This window comes from Actinomadura sp. 3N407 (genome assembly GCF_052245875.1).
GTDB lineage: Bacteria > Actinomycetota > Actinomycetes > Streptosporangiales > Streptosporangiaceae > Spirillospora.
In genome coordinates this window covers 20,499-34,475 of record NZ_JBQQBP010000014.1, presented here as the reverse complement: position 1 = coordinate 34,475, position 13,977 = coordinate 20,499, and the positions used below count along the sequence as shown (strand labels likewise).

15 protein-coding genes and 1 pseudogene are annotated in these 13,977 nt (G+C 72.7%); 9 read left to right on the top strand and 7 right to left on the bottom strand.

Annotated features, from left to right (window positions below):
- Positions 1-144: 144 nt before the first annotated feature.
- Positions 145-1,104 (top strand): hypothetical protein, encoded by a 960-nt coding sequence (locus ACTWPP_RS30480; protein WP_443107819.1) that lies wholly within the window; start codon positions 145-147, stop codon positions 1,102-1,104.
- On the opposite strand, the gene ACTWPP_RS30475 is transcribed toward ACTWPP_RS30480, so the two are convergent.
- Complete coding sequence (locus tag ACTWPP_RS30475) at positions 1,101-2,063, bottom strand: UbiA prenyltransferase family protein (RefSeq protein ID WP_443107818.1); 963 nt, start codon at positions 2,061-2,063, stop codon at positions 1,101-1,103. The genes ACTWPP_RS30480 and ACTWPP_RS30475 overlap by 4 nt on opposite strands.
- A gap of 280 nt (positions 2,064-2,343) precedes the next feature.
- Between ACTWPP_RS30475 and ACTWPP_RS30470 the strand changes: the two genes are divergently transcribed.
- On the top strand, positions 2,344-4,050 hold the full coding sequence (locus ACTWPP_RS30470; RefSeq protein WP_443107817.1) for a LamG domain-containing protein: 1,707 nt from the start codon (positions 2,344-2,346) through the stop codon (positions 4,048-4,050).
- 82 nt (positions 4,051-4,132) lie between these two features.
- On the opposite strand, the gene ACTWPP_RS30465 is transcribed toward ACTWPP_RS30470, so the two are convergent.
- Positions 4,133-4,720, bottom strand: a complete 588-nt coding sequence (locus ACTWPP_RS30465; RefSeq protein ID WP_443107816.1) for an HAD family hydrolase — start codon at positions 4,718-4,720, stop codon at positions 4,133-4,135.
- A gap of 112 nt (positions 4,721-4,832) precedes the next feature.
- On the opposite strand from ACTWPP_RS30465, the gene ACTWPP_RS30460 reads away from it, so the two are divergent.
- Positions 4,833-5,501 carry a TetR/AcrR family transcriptional regulator gene (locus ACTWPP_RS30460; protein WP_358450867.1) on the top strand — a complete coding sequence of 223 codons (669 nt, stop codon included), beginning with the start codon at positions 4,833-4,835 and terminating at the stop codon, positions 5,499-5,501.
- Here ACTWPP_RS30460 and ACTWPP_RS30455 read toward each other — a convergent pair.
- Both ACTWPP_RS30455 and ACTWPP_RS30450 read right to left on the bottom strand, forming a co-directional pair.
- Complete coding sequence (locus tag ACTWPP_RS30455; protein ID WP_443108004.1) at positions 5,498-6,325, bottom strand: MMPL family transporter; 828 nt, start codon at positions 6,323-6,325, stop codon at positions 5,498-5,500. The genes ACTWPP_RS30460 and ACTWPP_RS30455 overlap by 4 nt on opposite strands.
- Positions 6,238-7,203: an MMPL family transporter gene (locus ACTWPP_RS30450; protein ID WP_443107815.1), complete on the bottom strand. Its 966-nt coding sequence runs from the start codon at positions 7,201-7,203 to the stop codon at positions 6,238-6,240. Before ACTWPP_RS30450 ends, ACTWPP_RS30455 begins: the two co-directional genes overlap by 88 nt.
- Before the next feature lie 80 nt (positions 7,204-7,283).
- Between ACTWPP_RS30450 and ACTWPP_RS30445 the strand changes: the two genes are divergently transcribed.
- Both ACTWPP_RS30445 and ACTWPP_RS30440 read left to right on the top strand, forming a co-directional pair.
- Positions 7,284-7,433 (top strand): hypothetical protein, encoded by a 150-nt coding sequence (locus tag ACTWPP_RS30445; protein ID WP_443107814.1) that lies wholly within the window; start codon positions 7,284-7,286, stop codon positions 7,431-7,433.
- 288 nt (positions 7,434-7,721) lie between these two features.
- Positions 7,722-7,952 carry a hypothetical protein gene (locus ACTWPP_RS30440; RefSeq protein WP_443107813.1) on the top strand — a complete coding sequence of 77 codons (231 nt, stop codon included), beginning with the start codon at positions 7,722-7,724 and terminating at the stop codon, positions 7,950-7,952.
- Here ACTWPP_RS30440 and ACTWPP_RS30435 read toward each other — a convergent pair.
- The 3 genes and pseudogenes from ACTWPP_RS30435 to ACTWPP_RS30425 all read right to left on the bottom strand — a co-directional run.
- Positions 7,927-8,267, bottom strand: a pseudogene (locus tag ACTWPP_RS30435) (response regulator transcription factor); the annotation flags it as partial. The gene ACTWPP_RS30440 and the pseudogene ACTWPP_RS30435 overlap by 26 nt on opposite strands.
- A 192-nt stretch (positions 8,268-8,459) precedes the next feature.
- Positions 8,460-8,759 (bottom strand): Dabb family protein, encoded by a 300-nt coding sequence (locus tag ACTWPP_RS30430; RefSeq protein WP_443107812.1) that lies wholly within the window; start codon positions 8,757-8,759, stop codon positions 8,460-8,462.
- A 103-nt stretch (positions 8,760-8,862) separates the two neighbouring features.
- Positions 8,863-9,318 carry a flavodoxin family protein gene (locus ACTWPP_RS30425; protein ID WP_443107811.1) on the bottom strand — a complete coding sequence of 152 codons (456 nt, stop codon included), beginning with the start codon at positions 9,316-9,318 and terminating at the stop codon, positions 8,863-8,865.
- Positions 9,319-9,454: 136 nt separating this feature from the next.
- Between ACTWPP_RS30425 and ACTWPP_RS30420 the strand changes: the two genes are divergently transcribed.
- The 4 genes from ACTWPP_RS30420 to ACTWPP_RS30405 all read left to right on the top strand — a co-directional run bounded on the left by ACTWPP_RS30420 (position 9,455) and on the right by ACTWPP_RS30405 (position 13,941).
- Positions 9,455-11,299, top strand: a complete 1,845-nt coding sequence (locus tag ACTWPP_RS30420; protein ID WP_443107810.1) for a bifunctional lysylphosphatidylglycerol flippase/synthetase MprF — start codon at positions 9,455-9,457, stop codon at positions 11,297-11,299.
- A gap of 40 nt (positions 11,300-11,339) precedes the next feature.
- On the top strand, positions 11,340-12,533 hold the full coding sequence (locus ACTWPP_RS30415) for a serine hydrolase domain-containing protein (protein WP_443107809.1): 1,194 nt from the start codon (positions 11,340-11,342) through the stop codon (positions 12,531-12,533).
- A gap of 41 nt (positions 12,534-12,574) precedes the next feature.
- The gene (locus ACTWPP_RS30410; protein WP_443107808.1) at positions 12,575-13,261 is read left to right on the top strand and encodes an endonuclease V; all 687 of its coding nucleotides are present in this window, start codon (positions 12,575-12,577) and stop codon (positions 13,259-13,261) included.
- Between the two features lie 83 nt (positions 13,262-13,344).
- Complete coding sequence (locus ACTWPP_RS30405) at positions 13,345-13,941, top strand: TetR/AcrR family transcriptional regulator (RefSeq protein ID WP_443107807.1); 597 nt, start codon at positions 13,345-13,347, stop codon at positions 13,939-13,941.
- Positions 13,942-13,977: the final 36 nt, after the last annotated feature.

Below are 13,977 nucleotides of genomic sequence, written 5' to 3'. Positions count from 1 at the left end.
GGCACGGCGGAGAAGTCGGGTCGGAGGTCACCGGTGACCAGTGGCGCGTGGAGCGATTCCATACCGGGAATCGGAACGTTTTTCGTCGGTATCGACGTAGCCCCTGGCCGTTACCGATGCGACGACGGCAAGGGCGGCTGGTGGGTGCGCTTCACCGGGCCCGGCGGCGGCGATCCCGTGGGCTCGTGGCCGCTGCCCGCCGGTCCCACCGAGATCGAGATCGCGCAGACGGACTTCGCGTTCGAGACGCACGTGTCCACCTCCTGGCGGCGGATCGCGCCGCCCCGCGCCCCCGAGGACGGCTCGCCGGCCGAGCCGCGGCCGGTCGCCGATCCCGCATTGCGCGCCGAGCTCGACACGATCGTCGCGCGCCGCCGGCCGCTGCTGTGGCTGGCGCCGCTGACGGTCCTCGGCCTCGGCCTGCTCGGCTCCCCGCTGCTCGGCTCGCTGTGGCTGATCGGCCTCGGCATGCTCGCGGTGCTCGTCGCGCTCGGCACCCCGTCGGTCTCGCTGGACCTGCGGCGCGCCCGCGAGCTGGAACGCCGCCGCGACCGCTACCTCACGCCCCAGGACCTCGACGACGACGGCCGCGCGATGCTGGCACGCGTCCAGGCCGCGATCGACGCCGTCCGCGACTCCGAGGTCAACCGGGAGGGCCTGCTGGACGCGGTCGACAACGCGGTCACGCTGCCGCGGCAGGAGTGGGAGATCGCGCAGGTGCTGGCGAAGCAGTCGAGGCTGCGCGCCGAGCACGAGGACATGGCCGTCGGCGCCATGCTTCCCGAGGTCGAGGCGGCGCTGCGTCCGCTGTGCGACAAGCTCGACATCTCCGTCGAGGCCGTGACGCGCCGCGTTGAGGCGCTCGAACGCTACGCGGAGCGGGCCAGGTCGGCGGACGAGGTGCTGCGCGCCCAGCGTCACCTGGAGGCCATCGCGGAGAAGGCGCACGAGTACGACGAACTGATCGCCGACACCGTCCGCGACGATCTGGCGCTGCCCGCGATCGAGCGGCTGACCGAGCAGGGCGACGAGCTGCTGCGGACCCTGCGCGAGCGGCTGGCGCAGGCGGCGGAGGCGGGCGGCGAACTCCCGCCGCCGTCCTAGAGGACGCCGGTGTACATGAGCGCGAACACCAGGTACGGGACGAGGAACACCCAGCTCACGACGATGATGCCGTGCAGGACCTCCCCCGGCTCGCGTGCCCGTCCCAGGAACCGGTGGTAGACCCAGACGAGCACGGGCGCGAAGGCCGCCTGTACCCACAGGATCCGGTGCGGGAAGACATGCCCGAACGCGGCCAGCACCACCGCGATGGCGCATGAGGCCGTCCACGCGGCGAGGCCGATCCGGTACGCCCCGCGCGGCCCGAGCCGGACGGCGACGGTCGTGTATCCGCTCGCGAGGTCGGCCCGGTAGTCGGTGACGGTCGTCGGGATGTAGAGGGCGGCGGCGACCAGGACGCCCTCCACCGCCATGATCCAGGGGAAGCCCTCGATCGGCCGCACCACCGTCCAGCCGGCCAGGACCGCGAAGCCGCCGACGCCGGCGGCGTTGGTCGCGACGTCGAACCCGGGCCGGTCCTTCAGCCTGGCCGGCGGCACGCTGTAGAGCCATCCGAGGACGAGGAAACCGAACGTCACCAGCGCGAACGCGGGCCGCACGGTCCACGCCACGATCAGCGCGGCCACCGCGGTCACATGCGCGGCGATGACCGCGCCCCGGGCGCTCAGCCGTCCCTCGACGAGCGGCGCGTCGTCCTTGCGCGGGTTGCGCAGGTCGCCGTCCAGGTCGTACGCGTCGTTGATGGCCAGCACCGCCAGCCACACCAGCGGGCCCCACACGACCAGCCCGGTCAGGACGGGCGTCACCGCCGCCGGGCACGCGCCGCTCGGCGGGACGCACGCGTCCTGCCCGGCGATGAGCCACCGCGTCGCCAGCAGGTGACCGACGTAGAACGGGACGAGCGACACGAGCCAGATCGCCGGCCTCGCGATGAGCCACAGGTCGAGCAGCAGCCGCGGCGCGGCGCGGGCGACGTGACGTTCGGTCCGATGAGCGCGCAAGGCCGCCACCCCCGGGGGATCCGCTGGATCTATTGGACAATAGATCCAGTTACTTCGACCAGGATGCCCCTTCCCGGGCAACACGCCTCCTATGCGAGATCACCCGCGTGAGCCGCGACGCAGATCCCTCGGCCGCATATGGCCATGCGCTCCAGGCGACCGTGATCTTGCCGTGTCCTGGAGCGCTCCGCCAAGTGGCAAAATCACCGACTTCAATTCCATATCGGCATGGACGGCGTCCCTCCCCCGCAGCGCCGCATGCCTCTCACAGGAGGTGTGGATGCGTCCACGTCAACTGATCCGGGTGCTAATCGCCGCCTTCGCGCTGGCGGCGCCCATGGTCATCGCGGGGAACGCCGGACCGGCATGGGCCGAGGTCGTCCTCCCGGCACCCGACGTCACGTCGGCCGACTACCCCGACGACGACGCATGGCACGGCGGCGTCGGCGAGTACGGCGACTTCACGATCGAAGACCCGAGCGGCCAGGCGGTCCGGTACTCGGTGTCGATCACCGGTCAGCCGGGGCTCGAACTCCCGACCCGGGACGGGGCGCCGGTCACCGTGGCGATCGCGCCCCACCGGAGCGGCCCCAACATCATGGACGTGCGGTCTTTCGGCCCGGCCGGAGAGATCAGCCCGAGGACCGCGTACCAGTTCAGGGTGAGCGCCGGCACGGCCCCGAAGGCCCGGTGGAAGCTCGACGAACCCGCCGGGACCCGCCGCCTCGCCGCCGAAACGAGGGAGGGCGAGGATCCCGTCACCGCGTACGCGGTCGGGCCGGTCGCCACCGGCGCCGACGGGCAACTGGGGACGGCGGCTCGCCTCACCGGCGGTTTCGCCTTCACGCGGCCGGTGGCGGACACCAGTGAGAGCTTCACCATGGCCGCCTGGGCGAGGCCGTCCCGGGACGGAGACTCCGTGGTCATCGCGGCGACGGGACGCCGGCGGAACGCGTTCGCGCTCCAGTCGCTCGGCGGGCGCTGGGCGTTCGTGAAGTCCGCCTCGGACGCCGGCGACGCGGCGACCACGCAGGCGGTCGCCGAGCAGCCCGTCCACGTCGACACCTGGGCCCACCTCGTCGGCTCGTACGACGCGGCACGGCAGCGGCTCCGGCTCTACGTGAACGGCGCCCTCGCGTCCGACGTCGCCGCGGGCGACCCGGCGTGGAACGCGCGGGGCTCCCTGCGGATCGGGACGGGCGTCCGGCCGCGCGTGCACGCGTTCCACGGCGACCTCGACGAGGTCAGGGTGTACGACCGGATGATCGTCCCGAGCGAGGCGGCGGAGCTCCCGAACGTCCCCAAGCGGGTGCACGGACGCTGGAGGTTCAACACCGGCGGGGCCGACGACTCCGCGTTCGGCCACGACATGACCTTGCGGGGCGGCGCGGCCATCGATCCGAACGCCGGGTTCCACGGCTGGGCCTCACCGGCCGGGCTGATGCTGAACGGCACCGGAGCCTACGCGGAGACGGCGGGCCCGGTCTTGCGCAGCGACGACAGCTTCACGGTGTCGACGTGGGTGAACACGGAGCAGCAGCCCACGAAGGCGGCGACGCTGCTCTCCCTGCCGGGCGAGAACGTCAACCGGTTCGCGGTGAGGTTCCAGCCGGGGACCGAGCCCGGCAGGTTCAGCTGGCAGCTGGTGATGGCCGACGACGACTCCGCAGGCGCGCGGACCACCGTCGCGGAGCACACGACGTACACGTGGGACTGGGACCACATCGCCGTCGTCTACGACGCCCCGCGCCGGACGATGAGCCTCTACGTCAACGGCCAGGTCGAGGCGACCCGGTCGGTGAAGCATGATGTGGGCGCGTTCGACGCGGAGGGCGTTCTCCAGGTCGGACGGTCCGCGATCGGCGACCCCGAGTACTGGCAGGGAGCCGTCGACGACGTCTGGGCGTTCCAAGGAGCCCTGAACCAGTCCCAGGTGGCCATGCTGGGCGGCTGGGTGGAGCTCGACACCATGGAGTGGCTCGACTGACCCCGTGAGCGGTGGTGGCCCGGCTACCGGGTCACCACCGCTCCCTGTGCGGGATGCACGGCCGGCGGGTCGCCGGACGTGGCTAGCCGATGAGGGTGCGGACCTGGTCGCGGGAGGCGAAGAGTTCGGCGCGCATGCCGGTCTCGCGGGCGGCGAGGACGTTGCGCTCGGCGTCGTCGAAGAAGATGACATCGGCGGGCTCGACGCCGAGGCGCTCGGCGCAGATCTCATAGGCGCGCGGGTCGGGCTTGGCGACGCCGATGCGGCAGGAGTAGGTCAGCGCGTCGAACCGGGCGAGCCAGGTGCCGTGGCGGGCCTCGAAGCGGGGCACGAGGTCGCTGATGATGTTGGACAGCAGCCCGAGCGTGCGTCCCTCGTCGGCGAGTTCGTGGACGAGGGCGACCATGGAGTCGTCCACCTCCGTCCAGCTGTCCAGGTCGGCCTCGATGAGGGCGGGGACGTCGGGGAACGCCGTGCCGAGGAGCCCGGCGACATCCGCCCAGTAGGCGGCGCTCTCCTGGCCGGCGTCGTAGGCGGGGCGGCATGACCAGTAGGCGTCCCAGAACGAGGGCCCGGGAACGCCGGCGATCTCCTCGATCCGCCGCACGGCCTCGGCGGTCTGGGTGCGGGCGATCACTCCGTACAGGTCGAAAACGATCACATCGGGCATGTCCCGAGCCTAGGCGAACACGCGCCCGCCGACCGTAGCAAGCGCTTGCTGCACGACGTACGCTGGGGCGGTCGATCGAGCAAGCGGTTGGGCGACACGGCATAATGAGAGGGTGACGACCACGAGCGCCAATTCCGGACGATCCAGAACTCGCGCCGGCGGTGAGGGCGGTGCCCGCCGCCGCGGCAAGGGCTCCGCCGCACTGGCGTCGCAGCGGCGCGAGCACCTGGTCAAGCTGGCCGCGGAACTGTTCGCCGAGAAGGGCTTCCAGGCCACCACCGTCCGCAACATCGCCGATGAGGCCGGCATTCTTTCGGGCAGCCTTTACCACCACTTCGACTCCAAGGAGTCGATCGTCGACGAGATTCTCGCCAGCTTCTTCAACGAGATCATGTCGGCGTATCAGGCGGTGCTCGACGAGAGCGGGAATCCGCGCGACACCATCGCCGGCCTCGTCCGCGCCGCGTTCGGCTCCCTGGAACCGCACCGGGCCGCGATCACGGTGATGCAGAACGACTGGAACTACCTCAAGGGGATGGACCGCTTCTCCTACCTGACCAAGTCCGAGGACGAGGTCGAGAAGATGTGGGTGGACACCCTGAGCGCGGGCCAGAAGGACGGGCTGTTCCGCGACGACCTCGACCCGAAGCTCACCTACCGGATGGTCCGCGACACGATCTGGGTCGCCGTGCGCTGGTTCAAGCCGGGGGGCAGGCTCGACGCCCAGGGCCTCGCCGAGCACTATCTCAAGGTGATGTTCGACGGCATCAACCTCCACTAGCTAGCCACCCGCCCGGACACCGGGGCGCGGCGTCCCGGCGGGCGCGCCGCGGGACGGCAGCAGCCGCGCCAGCGGGCGGGAAGCCACCAGTTCTTCTCCCCGAACAGCTCCATCAGCGCCGGGACGAGCACGAGCCGCACGATGGTCGCGTCGATCAGGATCGCGACGCCGAGGCCGAGGCCGATCTGCTTGACCGCGACGTCCGCGCCGAGCAGCACCGACATGAACACCATCACCATGATCGCCGCGGCGGCGGTGATGACGCGGGCGGTGCGGGACAGGCCGAGCGCGACGGCCTCCCCGGTCGGCTGCCGTGCGGAGGTCGTCGTTTCACCGGCGGTGGGCGGAGGCTGGAGGTCGGGACCCTTTTCGTAGATCTCGCGGATGCGGGACACGAGGAACACCTCGTAGTCCATCGACAGCCCGAACAGGATCGGGAACATCATCAGCGGCACCCACGTCGTGACCGGCATGTCCGTGGGGAACCCGAGCAGGCCGCCCGCCCAGCCCCACTGGACGACGGCGGTCACCACCCCGTACGCGGCGGCGATCGACAGCAGGTTCATGACCGCGGCCTGCAGCGCCACGGTGACCGACCGGACGAGCACGACGAGCAGCAGCAGCGACAGGCCGACGACGACGGCGATCAGCCATGGCAGCCGAGTGCTCACGCTCTCGGCGAAGTCGATCGAGGCCGCGTTCTGCCCTCCGACATAGGTCTGCGCGTCCGCCCCCTTCATGACCTGGGGGATGACGTCGTCGCGCAGCTCGTGGACCAGCTCCGGCGTCTCCTCGTCCTGCGCGCCGGTCGTCGGGAAGGCGATGACGATGGAGGCGGCGCCGTCCCGGCTGGTGCGCGGCGGCTGGACGGCGGCGGCGCAGAGCCCGGCGACGACGGGGTGCGCCTGCACGACCCGCGCCCAGCGTTCGGCGAGCGGGCGGCGGGAGCGGCCGAGACCGGGACCCGGAGCCGGTCGATGGAGCGCCCGGCGAAGCCGAGCAGGGCGGGCAGCAGCGTCACCGCGGCGAACATGGTCATCAGCACGGCGACGCCGGCCGCGACCGCGACGCCGTTGAGCAGCTTCTGCTGCATGACGAACAGGCCCATCAGCGCGATCACCACGGTCGTGCCGGCGAACAGCACGGCGCGCCCGGCGGTGGTGACGGCCGTGACGACCGACTCCTCCGGGTCGCTGCCGGCGTGCAGTTCCTCGCGGTAGCGGGTGACGATGAACAGCGCGTAGTCGATGCCGACGCCGAGTCCGATGAGCGCCGCGACGATGGGGCTGAACGACGGCGCGGGCAGCAGATGCCCGATCAGCATGATCAGCGCGAGGCCGGTGCCGATGCCGAGCAGCGCGGTCACGATGGGCAGCCCCATCGCCAGCACCGAGCCGAACGCGACGAGCAGGATGACGATGGCGGCGAGCACGCCGACGGCTTCGGAGGGCCCTCCGCCGGGCGTCTCGGCGATGTCCACCGCCGCACCGCCGAGCTGCAGCTCGACGGGCCCGGAGTCGGTGCGCACATCGTCGAGGAGCGCGGTCACCGCGTCCTTGGGCATGTCGTCAGACGGGACGTCCAGGGTGCCGGTGGCGAACGCCGTCTTCCCATCCTGGGAGATCTGTCCGGGCGTCTCGTACGGCGATGTCACCGACACCACGTGCGGTGTCTTCGCGAGACGGTCGATCGCCTGCCGCACCCGCCGCTCGACCTGGGGCTCCGGACGCCGGCGTCGGCCTGGACCGCCAGCGTGATCGAGTCGCCGCTCTGGCGCGGGAAGTGCTCGTCGAGGTGTCGGTGGCCTTCGCCGACCCGGAGTCCCCGCCGGAGAAGTCGTTCAGCGGCTCGGCGGCGAAACCGAAGCCGAGCATCATCACGGCGATCGCACCGACGATCCAGCCTGCCACCGTCAGGCGCCGCCTCCTGTAACAGAACCGGGCGAGCCTGGCCACCTCATGGGAACCACCCTTTGCGGACACGCCGAACCGGAGACGACCTGCTGTCCCGTTCAGCGTTCCGCCTCCGTGGGCTCCGCACATCCGGCGGACGGTGTGATTCGGCCCGCCGAATACATCTGTTGGAGTACATCCGGCGCGGTATCCCACTGTGCACGTGCCCTAACCGCCATAGTGTGCTTAGTCACTATTTGCCGAGTAGGGGTGACGCTTTGGCCCGTGGGGACGCTGTTACCGAGGAGATCTACGGGGGGAGGGCGACATGACGGCTCAACGGGGCGCCGCCGGCCGCGACGAGCCCACGCCCGCGGCCATGCGCGCCGCCACGGCGCGCGGCCTGCAGGAGCAGTTCCCAGGGGTGCGCGTCTGGTACGGCGAGGCCACCGGGTCCTGGTGGGCCATGGTACCGCTGCGCGAGGGGCCGCGGCTGCTGGAGGCGCCGTCCCCGCAGCAGCTCCGCGACGAGATCATGAGTCTCCGGAGCCGGGGGTGACCAGCCCCGACTCGTACGCCAGCACCACCAGCTGCGCCCGGTCCCGTGCCCCGAGCCTGCCCAGGGCGCGGCTGACGTGCGTCTTCACGGTGAGCGGGCTGAGCAGCAGGCGCGCCGCGATCTCCTCGTTGGACAGCCCCCGGCCCGATCAGCCGGACCACCTCGCGTTCCCGGCCCGTCAGGGCGTCGAGCGCGGCCGCCGGCCGGGCCGGCTCGGGCCGCCGCGCGATGAACCCCTCGATGACCGCGCGTCACCGCCGGAGCGAGCAGCGACTCGCCGCCCGCGACGACCCGCACCGCCCGGAGCAGCTCGTCCGCTGACGTTCACGCCGCAAACCTACGACGGTTCCGGTCCTTTCGTCCCGGCGCCGCCCATGCGCCGCTCAAGATGCCGCCCGCCGGGAACGGGGCGCGATCCGTCCCCGGTGGGCGTCTTGGGAAACTAACCCGAAAACAGTTCTGCGCACAAGCGCTTGCTCGGTTACGTCTCTCCCCGTCACGCCCCGCCTACACCTCGTACTGGATGGACGCCCGCTCCGCCAGGATCGGCGCGATGTACTGCTCGACCACCGCGCGGTGGGACGGGTGGTCGCGGTAGGCCAGATAGGCGTCGCGGGAGGCGAAGTCCGCGACCACGACGAAATCGTGGGCGCCGGGGTTCACGCCCGCGTCCGCGCCGAGGCTGTACTCCCGGATCTCCTCGATGACGCCGGGCAGCTCGCCCAGCTTCTCCGCGACCTCGTCCTGCTGGCCGGTCGTCGTCCCCTCGACCCACCTGAACATCACCACGTGCCGGAAACCGCTCATGCCGGCACGCTATCGCCGACGCCACCGGATCGGACGCTCCCCGATGCGACGCCGCCCGATCAGACGCCGCCCCGCCAGACGGTGCCCGCCAGACGCCTTCCGATCAGATGCCGCCGAGTTCGGCCGCCGTGATCGCGCCGAGCTCCCAGCACGCCTCCAGGTCGGCCTTGCCGGGCTCGCCGATCACGACCACCGCCGGCTGGACGGCCTTCCACTTCAATCCCGTGGTGATGGACTCCAGCGCGCGCAGCGCACCGGTCGCGTCGTTGTTGCCGTGCAGGAACGCCCCGTACGGGCGGCGGACCGTCTCCTCCAGGCACGGGTAGTAGATCTGGTCGAAGAAGTGCTTGACCGCCCCGGAGAGATAGCCGAGGTTGACCGGCGAGCCCAGGAGATAGCCGTCCGCCTCCAGCACGTCCACGGCGGACGCCGTCAGCGCCGGCCGGGACACCACCTCCACACCCTCGACCTCATCGGTGGACGCCCCGGCGCGCACCGCTTCGACCATCGCCTGGACGGACGGCGACGGCGTGTGGTGAACGAGCAGCAACCTCTTCATCCCCACGAGACTAACCGCGCCGGGGGCGCCGCGGCCGGTGTCGCCCGCGGCCGGTGCCGCCGCCTGCTTCGAAACGCCCGGGCCGGGTATGGCCGTTCGAAGGATCTTGGTTGTGCGGGCCAGCGGAGGTGTCCTCGTGCGAGCAGGCGACTCATCCCGGGGAGACCTCGCCCGGTCGACGGGGATCGCCGGGCCGGACCGGCCGGTATGGCCGCTCGCGCTCGCCACGATGCTCGCCGCCGTGCTGATCGCGGCGCCGGCGCTGTCAGAGTCTCCGCAGTGGCTCGGCCGGCCGGCCCGTCACGTCATGGGCGGTCCGCTCGCCCCCGTCCACGCCGTGGCCCTCGGCCTCGCCCTCGCGCTCGTCGCCCGCGGCGTCCTGCTGCGCCGCCGCGCCGCCTGGTACGGCCTCGTCGTCCTGGCCCTGCTCGGCCTGCTCGCCGGGCTCGCCGGCGACGACGCCCTCGCGGGCGGCGCCGTCCTCGCCGGTGCCGGCGTGCCGTGGCTGCCGCCGCTGCTCGCCGCCGCCCTGGGCGGCCTGTGGCAGGCCCGGGACCGGTTCCCCGTCCGCCCGCACCCCGAGCGCGTCCGGGCGGCGGTGAAGACCGGCGCGCTCCTCGCCGTCGCCGCCGTCGCCGGCTCGCTGCTCTTCGGCGGGGTGTCGGTCAGGTCGGTCGGCCAGGTCGCCGGCGGGCTCGGCGCCACCGGCGCGCCCATCGACGGCGCGTCCTGGCTCCCGGGCGTCCTCGGCCTGGCGGGCGCGGCCGGGCTCCTCGTCATGGTGATCACGCTCCTCGCGCCCGCCCCCGCACCCCCGCCCGGCGGCGAGGCGGACCGCCGCCGTGTCGCGGGCCTCGTCGCCCACCCCGGTTCCGACACCCTGGCGCCGTTCGCCCTGCGCCGCGACAAGGCGTACGTGTTCAGCGCGGACGGGCGGGCCGCGATCGGCTACCGGGTGCTGTTCGGCATCGCGGTGGCGGGCGGCGACCCGGTCGGCGACCCCGCCTCGCACGCCGGCGCGGTCCGGTCGTTCCTCGCGCGGTGCCGGACGGCCGGCTGGCGGCCCGCCGTCCTCGGCGCGAGCGACGGCCTGCTCCCCGCCTGGGGACGCATCCGCTCGATCGGCTACGGCGACGAGGTCATCGTCCGCCCCGGCGAGTTCACCCTGTCCGGACGCCGGATGCGCAACGTCCGCCAGGCGGTCCAGCGCACCGCCAACGCGGGCGTCACGTCGCAGATCGTCGCGGAACGCGAACTCACGCCCGGCCTCCGCGAGCGGCTGCTGGACGTCGCGTCCCGCTCGCTCGGCGGGGCGGCCGAGCGCGGCTTCGCAATGAACCTGGACGAACTGCTCACCGGCCACCACCCCGGAGCGATCGTCGCGGTCGCCTACGACGAGGACAGGGCACCCATCGCCTTCCAGCGGTACGTCACCGCCGGCGAGGGCGTCAGCCTGGACGCGATGCGCCGCGTCCCCGGCGGCCCGAACGGCGTCCACGAGCGCCTCATCGTCGAGATGATCGAGTACGCGGCGGGACACGGCCACGGCGTCGTCTCCCTGAACTTCGCCGCGTTCCGTGAGCTGCTGGACGCCGATGAGCGCACCACCCTGCAGAGGGTCGGCTATCGCACCGTGCACCTGCTCGACCGGTGGATCGCGGCCGAGTCCCTCTTTCTCTTCGACCGGAAGTTCAGGCCGGCCTACAAGCCGCGCCACGTCGTCTTCCGTTCCTGGTTCGACGTCGTGTGGCTGGCCGCCGCCCTCGTGACCCTGGAGTTCGGCCGGTCGGCGCTCGTCTCGGCGTCCTCGACGTCGGGCGCCGAGCGTCGTCCTTCGGCGGGCACCGCGGCGATCGCCGCATCGCGCCGGCTCGCCTTACGGCTGGCTCCGCGATCGGCTTCCCGCAGCTCGGAACCGGCTTCGCGCGCGATCGCAACGCTTGAGGCCGGCGACCGCCGTCCGCACAGCGGAGATTCCTAGAACGTGATTCTATGGAGGTCTCCGGTTGAGAGGTTGGCGCATGAGCACTGTGCAGGGTCACTGCGATCCGGCGTTCGCCGGCGTCCGCGAGGTGTTCGAGGAGAACTTCGCCGAGGGGCGCGAACTCGGCGCCGCCGTCGCCGTCTACGCGGGCGACCGCAAGGTCGTGGACCTGTGGGGCGGCGTCGCCGACCGCCGCAGCGGGCGTGCGTGGCTGGCCGGCACGCCCTGCTTCGGGTTCTCCTGCACCAAGGCAGTGACGGCCGCCGCGGCGCTGCTGCTCGCCGAGCGCGGCACGTACGAGATGGACGGCCCGGTGACGGACTGGTGGCCGGAGTTCGGCGCCGAGGGCAAGGAGGGCGCGACGGCCGCGCACCTGCTGACGCACCAGGCCGGCCTGCCCGCGTTCGCCCGTCCCGTCTCGGCGGAGGAGGCGGCCGACCCCGCCGCCCGCGCGGGCGAGCTGGCCGCGCAGAAGCCGGAGTGGACGCCCGGTGAGGCGCACGGCTACCACGCGCTGACCTACGGCTGGCTGGCCGGCGAGATCGTCCGGCGCCTCTCGGGCAGGACGGTCGGCGCGTTCGCCGCGGACGAGTTCGCCCGCGAACTGGATCTGTGGATCGGCGCCCCCGACGACGTGATCGAGCGCGCCGCGAAGATGTCGGCCGCGCGGCCCGCGCAGGGCGGCGGTCGGCAGAGCGGCCAAGGGGGCGGGGCCGACTCTGCCAAGACGGCCGACCACGACCTCCTGACCCGCCTGGCGGCCGCGTACACCGACCCGCAGAGCACCATGAACCGGTCGCTCAACAACCCGCACCCGGGCAAGGGCGGCTACAACAACCCGGTCGTGCTGCGCGCCGGCTGGCCGTCCGCCGGGATGCTCGCCACCGCGCCCGCGTTCGCCGCGTTCTACCGCGACCTCGTCGCGGGCCGGATCCTGCGCCCGGAGACGCTGCGGGACGCGATCCGCCCGAGGGTCGCCGGCCCGGACCGGACGCTGCTCATCGACAGCGCGTTCGGTCTCGGCTTCATGCGCCCCGCCCAGTCGTTCTTCACCCCGGCGGCCGGGCGGGAGTCGGCGTTCGGGCACACCGGCGCCGGCGGCTCGATCGGGCTCGGCGACGCCGAGGCCGGGCTCGCGCTCGCCTACCTGCCGAACCTGATGGGCGACATGGTGTCCGGCGACCTGCGCGCCTACCGGCTGACGGGGGCCGCGTACGCGTCCCTGTCCTGAGCGGGCGCCCGATCGCGGGCAATATCGCGGACAATACGGGCATGGAAGTGCGCGACCTGCATGCCTGGCCGCCCGGCCCCGAGGAGGCCGAGGCGATCCAGGACCGGCTGCGTCCGATGCTCGAACTGGACGTCCCCGGCCCGGCGCGGCCGCGCACGGTCGCGGGGCTGGACGTCTCGTACGCGGGCGACGGCGGCGGCACGGGGACGCGCCTGGCCGCCGCGGTGGTCGTCCTGGACGGGACGAGCCTGGAGGTGCTCGAAGAGTCGGTCGCCGTCGGCACGGCCGCGTTCCCCTACGTCCCCGGCCTGTTCGCGTTCCGGGAGCTGCCCACGCTGCTGAACGCGCTGCACGATCTGAAGACCGTGCCCGACCTGCTCGTCTGCGACGGTTTCGGCGTCGCGCATCCGCGCCGGTTCGGGCTGGCCTGCCATCTGGGTGTCCTGACCGGCCTGCCGACGATCGGCGTCGGCAAGACCGCGTTCGTCGGCGCCTACGAGCGGCCGGGACGGCGGCGCGGCGACGCGAGCCCCCTGACCGACGGCGGCGAGATCGTGGGACGGGTGCTGCGCACGCGCGACGACGTGAAACCGGTGTTCGTGTCCGTCGGCCACCGCACCGACCTCGATACGGCGTGCCGCAACGTCCTCGGCCTCACACCCGAATACCGCCTGCCGGAGACCACGCGCAGGGCCGACCGGCTGTCCCGGGACGCCCTCGCCGGGTAGCGCGTCCCCTGCGATGATGGCAGTCTCGTCAGGAAGCAGGCGGAGACATCCCAGGTCATCCGCGACACCGCTGGACGGTGCCCATGGACACCCGGCCGATGCGGGCCGACGCCCGCCGCAACTACGAGCGACTGATCGCGACGGCCCGCACCGCCTTCATGGAACACGGCACGGACGCGTCGCTCGACGACATCGCCAAGCGCGCCGGCGTCGGCTCGGGGACGCTGTACCGCCACTTCCCCACCCGCGACGCCCTGCTGCACGCCGTCCTGCGCGACCGGATCGACGGGCTGCTCGCCCACGCCGACGAACTGCTGGCCGAACCCGCGCCGGACGCGGAGACCGAGGCGCTCGACGCGGAGGCGGCGCTGGGCCGCTGGCTGCGCACCTACCTGACGGGCGCGGTGACGCCGCGCGGCACCTCCACCGTGATCATCCAGGCCATGTCGGCGGAGTGGGCCGGCACCGGGCTGGGCGCCGCGGCCGCCTCGATCTGCGACGCCCTGGGGCGGCTGCTGGGCCGGGCGCAGCGGGCGGGCGCGATCCGCGCCGAGGTCGACCCGCGCGACCTGCTGCGGATCGCCAACGCGATCGGCGCGGCGTCGGAACGCACCCCCGATCCCGGCGCGTACGCCGACCGGATGCTCGCGCTGCTCTTCCACGGCCTGCGCGCGAGGTAGCCCCCACTTGTTGCGTCAACCAAGCGTTCGCTAGGT

Coding starts and splice junctions, on each gene's coding strand:
- ACTWPP_RS30405 (WP_443107807.1), top strand. CDS start 13,345: ATGGACACCCGGCCGATGCGGGCCGACGCCCGCCGCAACTACGAGCGA.
- ACTWPP_RS30410 (WP_443107808.1), top strand. CDS start 12,575: ATGGAAGTGCGCGACCTGCATGCCTGGCCGCCCGGCCCCGAGGAGGCC.
- ACTWPP_RS30470 (WP_443107817.1), top strand. CDS start 2,344: ATGCGTCCACGTCAACTGATCCGGGTGCTAATCGCCGCCTTCGCGCTG.
- ACTWPP_RS30430 (WP_443107812.1), bottom strand. CDS start 8,759: ATGAGCGGTTTCCGGCACGTGGTGATGTTCAGGTGGGTCGAGGGGACG.
- ACTWPP_RS30425 (WP_443107811.1), bottom strand. CDS start 9,318: ATGAAGAGGTTGCTGCTCGTTCACCACACGCCGTCGCCGTCCGTCCAG.
- ACTWPP_RS30415 (WP_443107809.1), top strand. CDS start 11,340: ATGAGCACTGTGCAGGGTCACTGCGATCCGGCGTTCGCCGGCGTCCGC.
- ACTWPP_RS30465 (WP_443107816.1), bottom strand. CDS start 4,720: ATGCCCGATGTGATCGTTTTCGACCTGTACGGAGTGATCGCCCGCACC.
- ACTWPP_RS30440 (WP_443107813.1), top strand. CDS start 7,722: ATGACGGCTCAACGGGGCGCCGCCGGCCGCGACGAGCCCACGCCCGCG.